The organism is Mucilaginibacter psychrotolerans (assembly GCF_004519315.1).
Taxonomy (GTDB): Bacteria; Bacteroidota; Bacteroidia; order Sphingobacteriales; family Sphingobacteriaceae; genus Mucilaginibacter; species Mucilaginibacter psychrotolerans.
In genome coordinates this window covers 19,162-36,015 of the sequence record NZ_SOZE01000003.1, presented here as the reverse complement: position 1 = coordinate 36,015, position 16,854 = coordinate 19,162, and the positions used below count along the sequence as shown (strand labels likewise).

Below are 16,854 nucleotides of genomic sequence, written 5' to 3'. Positions count from 1 at the left end.
TTAAAGCGGCAATCTGATGATAAAGGTGGTGCACTCTCCCTCAAGCGATTCGATATCTATTTGCCCTCCATGCGCTTTCACAATGATATCATAACTTAACGACAGGCCAAGCCCGGTACCTTCGCCGGTTGGTTTTGTGGTGAAGAAAGGTTGCAATATTTTGTCTTTTATTTCATCCGGAATACCGATACCGTTATCCTTTACCCTTATTTCAATCTCACCGTCTTTTGTTTCGGTACTTACCTCAACGGTTGGTTTAAAGCCTGCTGCGCCGGCTTTTTGTTTTTGCTGTACGGCGTAAAACGCGTTATTGAACATATTCAGCAACACCCGGCCCACATCCTGCGGAACAACCTTGATCAAAGGTAGGCTTGTATCGAAGTGCGTTACTAACTCTGCATTGAAACTTTTGTCCTTTGCGCGCAAGCCATGGTAGGCTAGGCGCAGGTACTCATCGGCCAGATTGTTGAGGTTGGTAGGTTCCTGCACGTCGCTGCTGGCGCGGCTATGTTGTAGCATTCCTTTTACGATACCATCTGCGCGTTTGCCGTGGTGGCGTATCTTTTCCAGGTTTTGTTTGATGTCATTAGCGATGGCCATGGCTTCTTCGGTATCGCCTTTGGCCAGTTCCTCTCCCATTTCGTCTATCAGTTCCATGCTTACCTCGCTAAAGTTATTCACAAAGTTGAGCGGGTTCTGTATCTCGTGCGCTATGCCGGCAGTTAGTTCGCCCAGGGAGGCCAATTTCTCTGATTGTATCAGTTGTTGTTGGGTGGTTTGCAGTAGCTTCACGGCTTCCTGTAGTTCGTCTTTTTGTTTGGTTAGTTCGGCGGTACGCTCGGCAACAAGTTTATCTAAAATAATATTTTGCTGGTTTATTGCCCTAAACTCTTCTTCCTGTTTCTTTGAACTTGCCCAGCGCGCAAAGATCCAGGAGAATGCGAGCAGCAATATGATGGTGAAAGCCGAATCGTGGTTATCTGCAAACGTTGGCGAAAAGAGCTCAATAACACCCTCTAAAAAGGCCACTATCACCAAAGGGTAATGCGCTTCTATATAAGAGCGCATCATTTTAAAATCTTCTTCCCGGGTTAAATAGATCATTAAGCCAAGCAGCACGGCATCTCCAACGAGCAAATTATAAGGCGAATCAATCTTATCGGCCACTATGACAAACAACACCCAAATAAATACACTGGCCAAATTGATCATCATGATCCACTTGGCTTTTAGCGGTGTAAATTTGATTACTTTACGTACACGCGTTATCAATAAAAACGCTGCGAAAAAGAGAAAGAAATGCATGTTTTAGAAGGTGGATTATTTATTGCATTAAAGATAATATTTTATGCAAAAGATTGCGCACTATAGCGCATAAATTGGTGGATTGGATTTCAATTACTAATTAGATAACCCGTGCCTATTCGTTCAGTTAATCCGAAGCAAGAAAGCGCAGCAGCTTAGCGTATCCCCTTCCTTATACGGCTTAACGACGTTGGCGTAACGCCAATGAACGATGCCAGGTATTTTTGTGGTATCTTTTGCAGGTACGGCGGCTTGGCCATTAAATCGAGGTAGCGTTTCTCGGCACTATCGCGCTGCAGGGCGGTAAAGCGGTCGATAAGGTTAAGCACAGCATCCTCCCAAAACTTGCGCATCATTTCCTGCATGGTGGGGAATTGCGTATATAATGTTTCCAGCTCCGCCTTGGGCAGGTACCAGATGGTACTATCTTCAATAGCCTGCAAGAAATAGTTAGATGGTTTATCGCTGATGAAACTGTAGATATCAATGGCCGAAGAATCGGGGAAAGCAAACCATACGGATATCTCTACATCATCGTCTACATAATATAAGCGCAGGCACCCCTCCTGCACAAACACCAAGTCCTGGCAAACAGTGCCTTCGCGCAGCAGGAAATCATTCTTGGCAACCTTGCGCTCCTTAAACCGGCTTACAATATCGCTCAGTTCGGCCTCTGGAAAGGTAGCATAGCTGCTGATATAATTTTTGAGTTCGACGGTCATGTTGGCGTTAAGCGATAGACCGCTAATTTCAAAAAAAAAATGATACCAGCCGCCAAATACTGCAATTTGTTATCGTATGGAAAGCGCCTGTTTAAAAGTGAAAACAAGTACCTGTTTACTTTACCTTTACGATACCTTTTTCCTTTAGCAAATCCAGTATCTTTTGGGTACGTATCTTTTTACCGGCGGGTACGAGGTGGTATTCGGTGTCGTAAAAAAGACTATCCGGGAAAACTGAATCTTCTGGCTTATTCAGCCTCGGGATATGCATCCCTTCGTTATATTCGTTTGCTATAATGCTAACCACATGTTTCTTTGGCTTATAGGCAAGCTCATCCAGCGAAGGGAACAAGAAATAAACCTTTATTTTGCGTTCGTCGGCAAAGGACTTGAAGCTGTTAAGCGGGGCAATATCAGGGTTAGGTATATGGTTAAGCTCAAATTTTTGCAGGAAATCGTGCGAGGGGTGCGGATCGAAATTGCGCACCACATCGCCATTCTCGTTAAACGAACTACGCGAGTAAACTACGTTCTTGGGGAATTCGCGCAACTTACGGTTGGTTAAATGCGAGAACGTGATAAAGAAGTTATGCTGGAAATCTGAAACAAAAAAATCGTTGATGCGCTGACTGATAGTATGTTTGAAAAAGTTGCTCGCAGGCGGGTATATACGTGCGGCCTCTTGCTTAAATTTATAACTCCCCTCTTCAGATAAGTTGTATTCAACGGATACGATTACGATATCATTCGGCCTGGCAACGTAGCGCGCCTGGTTTAATATAAAATCGAGACCGAGGCTACCGTTAATTCCCATGTTTACTACAGGTAAGCCGGTGGCCTGCTCTATCATCTTGCTATCGATACCGAAGGCGATGCTAGACCCGCCACAGAAAATAATGCGGGGCGATTTGGTTTTATCGGCGTAAGCATGCTTATCTACAATGGCACCTATGTACCCGTCATTGCCCGTGGCCTTAGCCGGGAAATAATTCCTGTTCATGCCGAATACCAGCAAGGTAAGCAGCACTATAAAAACGATTATATTCAGGATAAACTTCTTCATATCAAAACTGAAAATAAACAAATTGCTGCGGTATGCCCGTAAGATACAGGGTTGATAACACTATAGTAAGATAAAACGCCCAGCGTAAGGGCCTCGGCCATTTTTCGCCGGTATGCTCTATGGCAAACAAGCTCTCGCGACCAAGCCACTCGGCAACCATAAATAGGGTAACTACCACCAGTAGGGCTAAAATGTTCACCGAAGCACCCATTAGCATCTCGCCCGTTGGGATTACGAAAAACGATTTGGTGAAAATGCCGCCAATGAAGCTGAAAGCATGCGCCATATCCGCCGAACGGAAAACGGCCAGCGCAAGCGTAGTAAGCATAAAAGTGACCAGCATTTTAAAGGTATCGCTAAGGCTTGGCAGCAAACGCCCCTGTGCAACTGTATCCAGGTGATTGCGATTGCTTTTGATTAATATGGATGGAATGATATAAAGCGCATTTAAGGCCCCCCAGATGATATAGGTCCAGGCGGCGCCATGCCACAGGCCACTCATTACGAAAATGATAATCGTGTTGCGCACCCTTTTCCAGGTGTTTACTTTGCTGCCGCCCAAGGGTATGTACAGGTAATCTTTAAACCACGACGATAATGAGATATGCCATCGGCGCCAAAATTCGGCAATATCGCGCGAGAAGAATGGGAAAGCAAAGTTGCGCAAAAGCTCGATACCGAACAGTCTGGCTACGCCCAGGGCAATATCTGAATAGCCAGAGAAATCGCAGTATATTTGTATGCTGAACAAAACAGCACCCAGCAGCAGCACACTACCCGGGTAATGGCCCGAATTGTTGAATATCATATTGGCGTATTCGGCACAGTTATCGGCAATGGCCACTTTCTTGAAGTACCCCCATAATATTTGTCGCATGCCGTTTACCGCCTGCTGGTAACTGAACCGGCGCGGTTTTTCTATTTGCGGCAGCAGGTGGGTTGCCCGCTCTATGGGGCCCGCCACCAGCAACGGGAAAAAGCTCACGAACACAGAGTAATCTACAAAGTTATCGGTAGGCTTGGTGCGCCCGTTATGTATATCGAAAACGTAAGAAAGCCCGTGGAACGTATAGAATGAGATACCTACCGGCAATATCACATCCAATGTATTGAATGATGCCGTTACGCCTACTGCCGACAAGCTGTGGGCAAGGCTATCTACAAAAAAGTTGTAGTATTTAAACACGCCCAAAAGCCCCAGGTTTACCCCTACGCTTAGGTAGAGCCAAAATTTCTTACTGGCGGGCTTTACCGCGCGGTAAATGCGCTGCCCTGTGTAAAAATCAAGGAAAGTGGAGAAAATAAGCAAGAACAGGAAGCGGTAATCCCAGCAGGAATAAAAGAAATAGCTTGCGGCAAGCAGCAGTAAATTTTGCGCCTTGAGGTTTTTATTGGTAACAAACCAATAAAGTACAAAAACTATGGGCAAAAACAGCGCGAAGCCTAGGGAATTGAAAAGCATACGATCAATCGATAAGATAAGGGGGGCGCCTTGTAATCGCTGCAAGATAGTACTTTTAGCTAAAAATTACAATGGTTGCAGTAACGTATCCAAAAAATCGATTAATTGACATTGTAAACCCCATTTATCTACAGATAATCGCATTTTACGAAAAGCCAAAATATCGGCCTATGTTTTTATCCCTGCAATCTTCCTCTCCATCACTTCTCTATCCGCTTTCGATTTTGCTAACTTCAGCGCAATGTTTAGATGCTCCACCGCTTTGCTATTATCCACATCTATATACAATTCGCCCAGCAGCGAGTGATACAAATGGTTGCCGCTTAGGCCCAGTTTCTCGGCTTCTGCTATAGCTTCCTGTTTACCGTTGGCTTTGGCTAGCGCATAGGTGCGGTTGAGTGCCGCCATGGGTGAGTACTGAATAATCAGTAACTGATTATAAAACTGCAATATGCTTTCCCATTTTTCGACACTATCGGCTTTGATGGTGTGCCAGTAGGCTATGCCAGCCTCCAGATGGTATTTACTGATGGTACCTCCCTCCCAGCTCAACTGCATAAAATATTTTCCTTGCTTTACCAGGTCGGTATCCCAAAGGTTCTCGTCCTGGTCGTCATAGAGCACCGTTTCGCCATTTTGGCCTAGTCGCGCTTCAAACCGCGAGGCGTGGAAGCTCATAAGTGCCAGGAGGGCGTGTACTGGGGGCTTGTTGGTTGCCCTGTCGCCGGTGAGTAAGTGGGTGAGTCGGATGGCTTCCAATGATACATCCTTCCGCATGGTTATGTCGCGGGCCTGCGAATAGTATCCCTCATTAAAAAGCAGGTAAAGTGTAGCCAGAACGGTATCCAGTCGCTGGTTTATCTCGGTTTCGCCGGGCAGTTCGATTTTTATGTTTAGTTCGCGCAGTTTCTCTTTGGCCCTGTGGAGCCTTTTGTTGATGGTTTCTTTGTTGCTTAGGAAGGCCGCTGCTATTTCATCTATGCCAAAGCCGCAAAGTATGCGCAGCGAGAGGCCTATCTGCGCCTCGGGCGGTATGGCAGGATGGCAAATGGCAAACATCATCTGCAGCTGGCTATCTTTGATATTCTGGTCGGACAGGTCAATATCGGGCTCCTGCAATTCCGATGTTGAAAGCTGCATTTGCTGCACGATTTTGTTATGATAAAGCGTATCGCGCTTAAGGCGATCTTTGGCTTTGTTTTTGGCCACCGTGTACAGCCAGGCTACCGGGTTTTCGGGCAGGCCGCGCAGGCCCCACAGTTCTGAGGCGTGCAGGAAGGTGTCGCTGGCAATATCTTCAGCTACCTCTATCTTATCTATGCCGAAAAGCTTGCACAATACCGCCGTTATTTTGCGGTACTCGGTGCGGAACAGGTGTGGTATGAGTTCTTGTTGTTGCATAGGTAATATTAGAATCAGAATTTACAGAATTTTAGAATTAACAGAATATAAATAAAGGCACTTGGGAGAAAATTAATCGTAAGGCCGTTACTATCTGCATCCTGCAATTTTGAAATTCTGTGATTCTGATTCAGACAAATCCCGGTTCAGACGATTACGATACCATGATCACGCCAATCTCACGTACCTCTACGCTGCCTCCCACCAAAAAAATGGGGCAGCCTTTGGCAATTTCTGTAGCCTCTTCAATGGTTTCGGTTTTGATGATAGAGTAACCCGCAATGGCTTCCTTTATTTCCATATAGGGGCCATCGGTCACCACATGGCCGGGTTTTACTACCCGCGCTTCGGCATTGAGGCGGTTGCCGCGGTCTGTCAGTTTGTTTTGGGCGGCTACGCTGCCTATCCAGTCCATCCATTTTTTGGTCATTGCCTGCATTTCTTCGGGAGATGAGGTTGGTACGGGCGAAAAGTTGCTCCGGTAAACAAGAAGGAAATCTTTCATGATGCTTTTAGTTTTATGTTTAAAAACCCAATGACGATTGGCAATGCCGTTATTGGACAAACGTTTCCTAAATATCCAGTTTTTTCACAGCACACCAGGCTCTAGAATTTACAAATTTTTATGTAAGTAGAACGAAATGCGCCGATTCTATTTTATGCTGGTTCGCTTAGCACTAGCGAAACCCTGATGTAGGTCATCTTTTTATCTATGCTGGTAGCCATGATTTTCGAAAAACTGCTGGAGAAATATGGCGTTAACAAGGGCAAGGCCCTTTGTTAAACTTTGTTAAATATCCACCCCACAAATATTCATAGGAAAATATTTTCGTTTCAGCTAAAATCAAAACGAATTATCAATATTCTGAAATCAGCACAAAAACTTCTGGCTGCGGCGTTTACCGTTGCATTATTGTTCATCGGCGTAAACAGCTTCGCACAAAGCACGCCGAAAGGAAAATTCCGTTTTGGCATTGATGGACTTAACTAATATGAAACACGGCTATAGTTATGCTCATAAAAATTTATCCTCGCCGTTAAAATAATGCTATGGTTATTAATAGATACTTTAAAATTGCCCTGATTGTCGCCGCTATTTTCTATGCATATACAAGTGCACGTAACGCGCATGATTTTGAGGTATTTGTAGATGCCGGCAGTAAAATAATTCAAGGCAAAAACATTTATACGCCACCTTTTGCACAAGATCTCCAATACTACTATAGCCCGTTGTGTGCATTATTATTAGCGCCGTTTTCGGGCCTTCCTATCATCATTTCTCAACTTTTATGGATTGGGTTCTCCTACTTTTTACTTTATCGGATTTGGATACTGGTTATCGTTTATTTTGATACGTCACAACTTTCTAAAAAACAGATGCAGCTATGGTTCATCATATCCTTGTTCCTGTCCCTTCGTTTTATCTTAGTTGATATTGGTTATGTTCAAATGACTATTTTTATATTATGGGCTACGTTAGAAAGTATTCAATTGATCAGGCGCGATCGGTATATCCTTGGCTCAGCATTACTTGCCCTAGCCATCAACATAAAACTATTGCCTTTAGCCTTTGTATTTTATTTATTATATCGCAATAAGGTAAAAGCAGCGGTTTCATGCTGCGTATTTTATTTGGTTTTTCTTTTTTTACCCGCGTTGTATTTAGGGTGGCAACGAAATTTAGATTTAATACACAACTGGTTTACCCTCATTAATCCGGGAAATAAAGAATGGACCATTGAAGCAGAAGATGGGCCCAATAGCCTGGTTGCGCTGATACCTGTTTACTTAATGGATACCACGGGAGTGTTAACCTTTAAGAGAAACTTCGTAAATCTTCCATTCCATCAGGTTTCGTTAATTTTAAATGTGGTAAGGCTATTTTTTGTCCTGCTAACTTTTGCGTTTTTGAGAACTTTTCCTTTTAAGGCTGTAAAAAGCACCATTCGCCAATTTTGGGAAATGAGTTATATTTTCATTGCCGTGCCGTTATTATACCCTCACCAACAGCAATATGCATTTGTTTATATTATCCCTGCATTGGTGTATTTGTCGTATTACGTTATGATCAATTGGAATATGATTAAACAAAAAGTGAGTATCCCTTTATGGATAGTCATTTTCGTGATAGGCGTGAATTTTTCGCCACTTATTGGCCGGGATGTTATATCAGGGTATGCCTTTGAAGTGCTGTTATACGTCCGTATACTTCCTGTAGCCACCATTCTGTTAATTCCCATCTTATGGATTTGCAGGCCAAAAGATGAATTAAAAACAGCCGATCAATAAGCGGTTTTGAATAAGCGCCGATACCATTCCTCCGACAACAAAATATCACCCCCCGTACGCTTCGATACTTTTACTAAACAAATCCCTAACCTTATCTTAACCTACACAAACAAATTACAATCCACCCATAAAATACCCTAACATTTTCGAAAAAAATCCGTTTTAAAATTACATTTTTGCCAAAATTTTAATAGATGCAGAGTTACCAGGAATTTCTTGACTTAAGCGTTGGGTTCCCTCAGGATGGTTTCGAGATCATAGAGGACGAACTTTACTTTCAAGACCTTAATTTAATGGAGATGATTGAAACGTATGGCACCCCCCTACGCTTCACTTATTTGCCCATGATCACTAAAAAGATACAGCAGGCCAAACTACTTTTCCAGCAGGCAATCATTAAAAATGATTACCGCGGCAGCTATAAATATTGCTATTGCACCAAAAGCTCACACTTTAAGCACATTGTAGAAGAAGCGCTGAAGAACGGGATCCACCTGGAGACCTCATCGGCCTTTGATATGCCAATGATAGATGCGCTGGAGAAAAAAGGCGCGCTAAATAAGGACGTAACCGTGATTTGCAACGGCTTCAAAACCTTCCAGTACAAGCAGTACATCATAGATATGTTGCACGATGGCTTCACCAATATTATCCCAGTGCTGGATAATAAAGAAGAGTTCAACCTGTACGATGACGAGATTGACATAGCCACCCCCTGCAACCTGGGCATCCGCATAGCTGCCGAGGAGCAGCCCGATTCGCAGTTCTACACCTCGCGCCTGGGTGTGCGTATGGAGGATGTGATTGATTTTTATCACAACAAAATTGAGGATAACCCCAACTTCCAGGTAAAACTGCTGCACTTTTTCATCAACTCGGGCATATCTGATACCCCATACTACTGGAACGAGCTGGAGAAATACGTTACGCTGTATTGCAAATTTAAAAAGGTAAACCCTGCTTTGGATACGCTGGATATTGGCGGCGGTATGCCTTTCAAAGATTCGCTGGTGTTCGATTTCGATTACGAGTACATGATCAATGAGATCGTGAGCCGTATAAAAGAGATCTGTGCCGAGCACGATACCATGGAGCCGGATATCATTACCGAATTTGGCAAGTACACCGTGGCAGAAGCTTCGGGCATTTTATATAAAGTATTGGGCCGCAAGCAGCAGAACGACCGCGAACGCTGGCTGATGCTGGATGGCAGCTTTATTACCAACCTGCCCGATGTTTGGGCATTGAACCAAAAGTACATCCTGTTGCCGGTTAACAACTGGGATAGCGAGTACGAACGTGTAAACCTCGGCGGTATCACTTGCGACGGGCAGGACTACTACAACCAGGAAGCGCATATGAACAGTGTATTTATGCCGAAGACCCGTAAGGTGCAATACCTGGGCTTCTTTAACACCGGCGCCTATCAGGAAGTACTGAGCGGCTACGGCGGCATACACCATTGCCTGTTGCCATCGCCCAAGCATGTGATCATTCGCCGCAACCGCGACGAAACCTTCAACTTCGAGGTTTTCGGCGAGGAGCAAAACAGCAAGCAGGTATTGAAGATACTGGGCTACACCACCTAAGCAATAGTTTTCTTTCTAACATAAGTAAAAGCACTGCCGTAAGGTGGTGCTTTTTTATTGACACGAATTTTTGCTAATTTATTCGAATTGCACGAATTAAGAGCCATTGAACAGCTAAAGTGCTTTCCTTGCACCGAACCCAACGAAGCCCCCAAAAATCGGCATAAGCCTATTCCGTCCACTTGCTAAAGAAGGGCACCTACCCCGCGTTATATGTCGTACTGATAAATTGTGTTTACCTGCATTGATTATTTGCCGGTATAATTATATTTAGGCAAAAGAATAATTGATGAAAACTCACCAAAGCCTAACCTTACTAGCGGTATTTATCCTGTTGACTATCAGCTTAAAAGCGCAACCACCAGCCTTTCGGGCAGACCTGAACCGTATGTTCGCAAACCAATACTTGCAAACGCAGATGCAAATTCAGATGCAGATGAACATGGCAATGATGGGCAGGTATTACGATTACATCCCCGATAACTTTAAATACGACTTTAAGGTAAGGTTGAAAGATAGTACCACAAAAGAGGTTTACTCAAAGATTTATCTGGATACGATACGCCACCAAAACTACCTGCTGTTTGAGGACAAAAAACTACCCAAAAAAGATTCGCTGCGCAAGCAACGCATTTACCCCGGGGAAACCATCAGTATTTCCAGAGATGGTATAGTACCTTTTAATAAATTAACCTACACGGCAAACGGTATAGCAAAAGACAGCTGCTGGATGTTTAAAGTAATTGGGGGCGCAAGAATCAATGTATTCTCCTTTTTGAGCGCACGCGAGGGTGGCGATTTTTCGCATGTAACCGTAGTTGCCATCCAAAAAGGCGATGGCCCCATTGTTAAACTTAGTGCCGAAAATGTAACCGCTATGGTAGCAGGCGATGATGATGCTTTAAAGGCAATTGAAAAGAAAAACTACCTAAAGGCAATAAAAATTTATAATAAGAATTTCCTAAAGGCAAATAAAACGACAGAAGGAGGAGCCCGGCAGTAACACATGTACACCCAGCTGAAACAATTTCTTGCCCGCAATATGGCTGCTGATGAAGCCACGCTGGATGCGTTTTGCCAAAAATTCAGATTGAAGAAAACCGGGCGGAACGAGTTGCTGCTTTCGGTCGGTGAGGTTTGTCCGTACATCTATTTTGTTAATTCAGGTTGCCTGCGCATTTATATGATGGATTTGAACGGTAAAGAGTCTACCCGTTTTTTGGTGACAGAAGGGCGTTTCGGCACGGCGTTCCCCAGCTTTACCTTGCAGGAGCCCTCGGTGGCTTATATCCAAAGCATTGAACCAACCGAAGTGCTCTACATCAACCATAAAGATTTTAAAGCCCTGCTGGATGAGGTACCCGGTTGGGAGCGTGTTTACCGCATTAACCTGGAGCGGGATTATATCGCGTCTATCAAACGCATCGAGAGCCTGATTACCATGGACGCCACGCAGCGCTACAAGCAGCTGATGGAAACCAGCCCCGCGCTTATCCAAAGGTTACCAAATAGAATCATTGCCGATTACCTGGGCATTTCGCAGGAAACCCTAAGCCGACTGAAATCGAAAAAAAGTTAATTATTTGACATTTGTCAAATTTGATCCGGATGCTTATCGCTTGCTTTGCTTTATGAAACATCCAGCCTTGTTTAAACAAGTCATTGCCATTGTAACAGTTCTGTTACCCCTGGTCGTAACTGCGCAAATAAAAATTGGCCAGCGCACCATCAGGTATAATGATACCACCCGGCAACGCCCGCTGGTTACCGAGGTATGGTACCCTACCGATGATAGTCGCGAACCTTTCGTTATCCCCCACTACCCTTTTGTACATATCTCTACTATCCGCGATGCCAAACTCCCGCGGGGCAAGCACCCGCTCATCATGCTGTCGCACGGCACAGGTGGCGGCCGCATTACGCTGGAGTGGCTCGCCGATGCCCTGGTGCAAAAAGGCTTTATCGTAGCATCGGTAGACCATTGGGGCAATACCTACGATAACAAGATAGCCATCAACTTTGTAACCCCATGGCAGCGGCCACAGGATATCATCTTCGTGCTGACGGGCTTATTGAATGATAAAGATTTCGGCAGCGTAATAGATGCCGACCGAATCGGCGCGGCGGGTTTTTCTATAGGCGGTTATACGGTTATTGCCCTTGCCGGCGGCAAGCTAGATCTCAACGCGCTCGACAAATTCACCAATACGCCGGAGGGCAAGAAAGAGATAACCCTGCCCGAGTTTCCTAACCTGGCCGAGCAGATAGACGAAAAGGCGGTGGCAGCATCATTCCGTAACAGTCCAGATTTAATGGATAAGCGTATCAAAGCCTTCTTCGCCATTTGCCCCGCAGTGGGCCAGGGTTTTATCAGCAAACAGCAACTGAAACGCGTAACCGCACCTATGTACATCGTAGGTGCACAAAGTGACAGCATCGCCCCGGTAAAGACCAACGCAAAAACTTACCATAAATTGATGCCTAAAAGCAAGCTCCTCATCATCCCAGGCAAAACCGGCCACTATGTATTCCTCAATGAAGGCTCGGCAGAAATGAAGCCTACCGGCGGGATTTATTTCAATGATGACGCAACAGTAGACCGCAAGGCCATCCATCAGCAGGTTGGGGATTTGGCCGCGAAGTTTTTTGCTGGGGTGTTGAAGTATTGAGTATAAGTGGGTGATTACCGGTGCGGCCATAACCCCATCGTCCTTGCGAGTCGCAGCGGTGGCCTAAGAGCTGGGGCGACGTGGCCAACCGACCGAAGGGAGCTCATTAATTCCTTTAAAAACGGTAATGTGGTCAAAAATAGTTGGTGCTGCTTTCACATAAATTCCTATAGATTCTTTAATAAACAAAAAAAACACGCTTACTGAGAGATATCGGTCATATTGTTTGTGGCTATTCCTTTCAATGGCTAAGAAAACTTATCTTAAAAAAGCCAATTGAAATCGCTTTCAATTGGCTTGATACATTTGATTGATAATCAATACAGATACAGAGGTTTCACCAACTATTTTTGACCACATTATCTTAAAAACAATAAAATACATTAATAATCATCGGCAAGCAGAGCCGCTCTGCTTGTTGGACCTGCGTACCGATGGTTGCCACGCTTCGCTTATAATGACAATGGGGAGAATTAATTCAACGCCGTTAGCTTCACCCTCAACTTATATTGGCTCGGTGTTATCCCCTCCACTTTATGGAAAGCACGGCTAAAATAATTGAGGTTATTAAAACCTGCTTTAAAACAGGCTTCTGAGATGCTGTTGTATGGATTATTCATCAGCTGTTTGGCAAATTGCAGGCGCTCTTTAATGATATAATCTACCGGTGATATACCCATTTCGTGCTTAAAGGCGCGGAAAAAACTCGCTTTGCTCATAAAGGCCATGCGGCATAGGGCATCTATGCTGAGCTTGCTGGTCAGGTTATTTTTGATGTACTCCAGCACGTAGGCAAAGCGGTTGCCGGCAGCAAGTTCGTGGGCGCTATCCTTCACCTCGTGAAAATTCTGCATCTGCATAATGCGGATGAGGAGTTCTTTGAGCGTGAGGTTGGCCAGCACATCTTTGGTTAGCGCATCGCCGGTACTGATGCGGATGAGCTTGTTGATGAGCTGCGCCAGCTCGTAATTATTGAAGAAGTGGAACTGATTGTAATTGAGCTGCCAGGCGCGGCTATCCTCGCGGGGGTAGTTCTGGTTTAAAAAATCAAGCGTATCCAATATCTCCTGCTGATTGATGGCCAGGGCCGTGCATTGCGATGGCTGGCTGGCAGATGCCTCAGGGAAATCGATGGTCATGGTGATGTTGGGCGGTACAATTACCGTTTCGCCGGGCAGGTAGTCAAAACCGGGCTTGTCAAATAAATGCATCACCTTTTTACCCCGCAGCATGCTGGTAATCACCAGGTCGCTAAAAGTTAAAGGCACAAGTTCGCTGCGCTGAAAGGTTTCAAAAACATTCAGTTCGCAATGGTTCATGGTATAGGCCTTGCGGTTTTCTACCAGCGTATGCAGTTCTTTTCCGTTAGACAGGCTCAGCGGAGACAGCAAATTCCTGTTGGGCATTAGCTTATAAATTGGTAATTAAAAGTAAGGCTATTTAAACATACGTGCAACCACTAAAAATATTTTGACATCATTGTGCTATCAATTGATAGCATCGTGCAAATGCCCAAGGCTTTGCCCGCATACCTTAGCCCTACCAATTAAAACAAAAAACATTTTATGAGCACAAATGCTAAACCATCCTTTAAGGATAAGTACGACAATTTTATTGGCGGTAAATTCGTGCCGCCCGTCAAAGGCGAATATTTCGATAATGTGTCGCCTATAGATGGCAAGGTGTTTACACAAGCTGCCCGCTCTACCAAAGAGGATATCGAGCTGGCCTTAGATGCCGCGCACGAGGCTTTCAAAACCTGGGGAAAAACATCTGCCGCCTACCGCGCATCAATATTAAACAAGGTTGCCGATGTAATAGAAGCCAATTTAGATTACCTGGCCGTGGTAGAAGCTATTGACAATGGCAAAGCCATCCGCGAAACCAAAAACGCAGATCTGCCGCTGGTGATAGACCATTTTCGCTACTTTGCAGGCGTTATCCGTGCGGAAGAAGGTGGCATATCTGAACACGATGAGTTTACCGTATCCATTGTTCTTAGTGAACCGCTTGGCGTAGTGGGGCAGATCATCCCCTGGAACTTCCCGCTGCTGATGGCCACCTGGAAAATTGCCCCTGCCCTTGCCGCCGGCAACTGCTGCGTGGTAAAACCGGCTGAGCAAACCCCAACATCTATTATGATTTTGATGGATTTGATCAAAGACATCCTGCCTGCAGGCGTGCTCAACATCGTTACCGGCTTCGGTCCGGAAGCGGGTAAACCGTTGGCGCAATCGCCGCGCATTGCCAAAGTATCCTTTACCGGCGAAACCACTACCGGCCGTTTAATTATGCAGTATGCATCAGAAAACCTTATCCCCGTTACCATGGAGCTGGGCGGTAAATCGCCCAACATCTTCCTGGAATCGGTTGCCGATAAAGACGATGAGTTTTTTGATAAAGCCATAGAAGGTGCCGTATTATTCGCCTTGAACCAGGGCGAAGTTTGTACCTGCCCCTCGAGGATTTTGGTGCACGAAAATATCTACGATAAATTCATGTCGAGGGTAATCGAACGCACCAACGCCATCAAAATGGGCGACCCCTTAGATGACAGCACCATGATGGGTGCCCAGGCCAGTAACGATCAGTACGAGAAAATACAATCGTACCTCAAAATAGGTAAAGAAGAAGGTGCCGAAGTACTTTGCGGTGGCGAGGTAAAAAACCTTGACGGCGAATTGAGCGGAGGATACTATATACAGCCTACCCTGTTCAAGGGCCATAACAAAATGCGCATTTTCCAGGAGGAGATATTTGGGCCGGTTGCCTGCGTTACCACTTTTAAAACTACCGAAGAAGCCATTGCCATTGCCAACGATACCATGTACGGTTTAGGTGCCGGCGTGTGGACCCGCGACGCACACGAAATTTACCAGGTACCTCGCGCGATACAGGCCGGGCGGGTGTGGGTGAACAACTACCACGCCTACCCTGCCCATGCGCCATTTGGTGGTTACAAAAAATCCGGCTTCGGTCGCGAAAACCATAAAATGATGCTGGATCATTATCGCCAAACCAAAAATATGCTCATCTCTTATAACAAAAACAAGCTCGGATTTTTTTAAAATGAGCGACTCTACGCCTTTTTACGAAAACCAAAGAAAAGCACCGATTTTTTAAAGATTTTTAACGGTTTTCTACGGTAATTTTAAGCCCGGTACTAACTATTAGTTTATCTGAAAAACGCAACATGATTAAAAGAGTATTGGTATCGCCCGAAGCCTCCGTGCTCATTGCCGACCTGAAAAATCGCTTTGGCGAGTTGATGTTTCACCAGAGCGGTGGCTGTTGCGATGGTTCATCGCCCATGTGTTTCGAAAAAGGCGACTTTAAACTTGGCGCTGCCGACGTGAAATTGGGCGAGATTGATGGTTGCGAATTTTGGATGAGTAAGGACCAGTTTGAATATTGGCAGCACACCCAACTAATGGTAACTATCACCAAAGGCAGAGGCTCCAGTTTCTCCATAGAGATACCCACAGGGAATAGGTTTCTAATACAGTCGCGCCTGTTTGCAGATTCGGAACTATCAGATTTAGAGATGGTTGAATTTATTAAAGACTAAAGGTTTATACAGGTTTATTTTGGTCGGGAGCCCGGTTTGCGAAAGCGCCGGGCTTTTTAATGCGGTTGTTTTGCCGTAACCTTTATCATTCGCTGTATCTGTCGTTACGCCAGGGGTATGCGGTATTTGAATAGCCTCTGTCCTCCCAAAAAACCGGTTTATCCTCGGTCAGGAATTCGATTCGCTTTATCCATTTCGAGCCTTTCCATGCATACAGTTGCGGTGTTATCATGCGCAGGGGGCCACCATGCTCAATCGGCAAAGGCTGCCCTTCAAATGTATGCACCAGCAATACATCGGGCTTAAGTGCCTCTTCCAGAGATATATTGGTGGTGTACGTATCATAGCCATAACACATGATATGGGTAGCGGTATCTTTGGGGTGTACCAATGCGGCAATGTCCAGCAAGCTAATGCCTTTCCAATGCATATCCAGTTTGCTCCAGGTGGTAACACAGTGAAAATCTGAGGTATCTTTAGTTTGGGGTAGCTCCATCAGCTCTTTCCAGCTTAAACGAACGGGGTTATCTACCGCGCCATCGATAGTTAATCGCCATCGATCCAAAGGTATATTAGGCTGGTACCCAAGGTCAAGCACCGGCCATTTTATGGTTGCTGTTTGCCCTATGGGGATGCTGGGCATGCCATGCCGGTTGAGTTTGCCTGAGCCTTTTGGTGCATCGTCTGCAACAGAAGGTGTAAGCTTCATTTTCTCCTCAAACCTCGCTTTCAATTTCATGCGCGATTCAACGATCCTGTTAAGTTTATCTTCATTTTCCATAGGGA

At 45.1% G+C, this 16,854-nt stretch carries 15 protein-coding genes; 7 read left to right on the top strand and 8 right to left on the bottom strand.

Annotated elements, in window-relative coordinates:
• From E2R66_RS04095 to E2R66_RS04070, 6 genes are all read right to left on the bottom strand, one after another.
• Positions 1-1,305 (bottom strand): sensor histidine kinase, encoded by a 1,305-nt coding sequence (locus E2R66_RS04095; RefSeq protein WP_133226954.1) that lies wholly within the window; start codon positions 1,303-1,305, stop codon positions 1-3.
• A gap of 155 nt (positions 1,306-1,460) precedes the next feature.
• A complete protein-coding gene (locus E2R66_RS04090; RefSeq protein ID WP_133226952.1) occupies positions 1,461-2,027 on the bottom strand; it encodes a Crp/Fnr family transcriptional regulator in 567 nt (188 codons plus the stop codon).
• A 115-nt stretch (positions 2,028-2,142) separates the two neighbouring features.
• Complete coding sequence (locus E2R66_RS04085; RefSeq protein WP_133226950.1) at positions 2,143-3,090, bottom strand: hypothetical protein; 948 nt, start codon at positions 3,088-3,090, stop codon at positions 2,143-2,145.
• A 1-nt stretch (position 3,091) separates the two neighbouring features.
• Positions 3,092-4,552 (bottom strand): MBOAT family O-acyltransferase, encoded by a 1,461-nt coding sequence (locus E2R66_RS04080; RefSeq protein ID WP_133226948.1) that lies wholly within the window; start codon positions 4,550-4,552, stop codon positions 3,092-3,094.
• Positions 4,553-4,720: 168 nt separating this feature from the next.
• Positions 4,721-5,953, bottom strand: coding sequence for an RNA polymerase sigma factor (locus E2R66_RS04075; protein ID WP_133226946.1), 1,233 nt, complete (start codon positions 5,951-5,953; stop codon positions 4,721-4,723).
• Positions 5,954-6,107: 154 nt separating this feature from the next.
• The gene (locus tag E2R66_RS04070; RefSeq protein WP_133226944.1) at positions 6,108-6,458 is read right to left on the bottom strand and encodes a YciI family protein; all 351 of its coding nucleotides are present in this window, start codon (positions 6,456-6,458) and stop codon (positions 6,108-6,110) included.
• Between the two features lie 545 nt (positions 6,459-7,003).
• Here E2R66_RS04070 and E2R66_RS04065 point away from each other — a divergent pair.
• The 5 genes from E2R66_RS04065 to E2R66_RS04045 all read left to right on the top strand — a co-directional run bounded on the left by E2R66_RS04065 (position 7,004) and on the right by E2R66_RS04045 (position 12,500).
• A complete protein-coding gene (locus E2R66_RS04065) occupies positions 7,004-8,242 on the top strand; it encodes a glycosyltransferase family 87 protein (RefSeq protein WP_133226942.1) in 1,239 nt (412 codons plus the stop codon).
• A 194-nt stretch (positions 8,243-8,436) separates the two neighbouring features.
• Positions 8,437-9,831, top strand: a complete 1,395-nt coding sequence (locus tag E2R66_RS04060) for an arginine decarboxylase (RefSeq protein ID WP_133226940.1) — start codon at positions 8,437-8,439, stop codon at positions 9,829-9,831.
• 289 nt (positions 9,832-10,120) lie between these two features.
• Positions 10,121-10,834, top strand: a complete 714-nt coding sequence (locus tag E2R66_RS04055; RefSeq protein ID WP_133226938.1) for a hypothetical protein — start codon at positions 10,121-10,123, stop codon at positions 10,832-10,834.
• 3 nt (positions 10,835-10,837) lie between these two features.
• Positions 10,838-11,410: a Crp/Fnr family transcriptional regulator gene (locus tag E2R66_RS04050; protein ID WP_133226936.1), complete on the top strand. Its 573-nt coding sequence runs from the start codon at positions 10,838-10,840 to the stop codon at positions 11,408-11,410.
• 52 nt (positions 11,411-11,462) lie between these two features.
• On the top strand, positions 11,463-12,500 hold the full coding sequence (locus E2R66_RS04045; RefSeq protein WP_133226934.1) for an alpha/beta hydrolase family protein: 1,038 nt from the start codon (positions 11,463-11,465) through the stop codon (positions 12,498-12,500).
• Between the two features lie 473 nt (positions 12,501-12,973).
• On the opposite strand, the gene E2R66_RS04040 is transcribed toward E2R66_RS04045, so the two are convergent.
• Complete coding sequence (locus E2R66_RS04040) at positions 12,974-13,906, bottom strand: AraC family transcriptional regulator (protein WP_133226932.1); 933 nt, start codon at positions 13,904-13,906, stop codon at positions 12,974-12,976.
• Positions 13,907-14,065: 159 nt separating this feature from the next.
• Here E2R66_RS04040 and E2R66_RS04035 point away from each other — a divergent pair, with 159 nt between their 5' ends.
• Together E2R66_RS04035 and E2R66_RS04030 are read left to right on the top strand one after the other, a co-directional pair.
• On the top strand, positions 14,066-15,568 hold the full coding sequence (locus E2R66_RS04035; RefSeq protein WP_133226930.1) for an aldehyde dehydrogenase family protein: 1,503 nt from the start codon (positions 14,066-14,068) through the stop codon (positions 15,566-15,568).
• A gap of 125 nt (positions 15,569-15,693) precedes the next feature.
• The gene (locus tag E2R66_RS04030) at positions 15,694-16,068 is read left to right on the top strand and encodes a DUF779 domain-containing protein (protein ID WP_133226928.1); all 375 of its coding nucleotides are present in this window, start codon (positions 15,694-15,696) and stop codon (positions 16,066-16,068) included.
• 85 nt (positions 16,069-16,153) lie between these two features.
• Here E2R66_RS04030 and E2R66_RS04025 read toward each other — a convergent pair whose 3' ends face one another.
• On the bottom strand, positions 16,154-16,849 hold the full coding sequence (locus E2R66_RS04025; RefSeq protein WP_133226926.1) for a sulfite oxidase-like oxidoreductase: 696 nt from the start codon (positions 16,847-16,849) through the stop codon (positions 16,154-16,156).
• Positions 16,850-16,854: the final 5 nt, after the last annotated feature.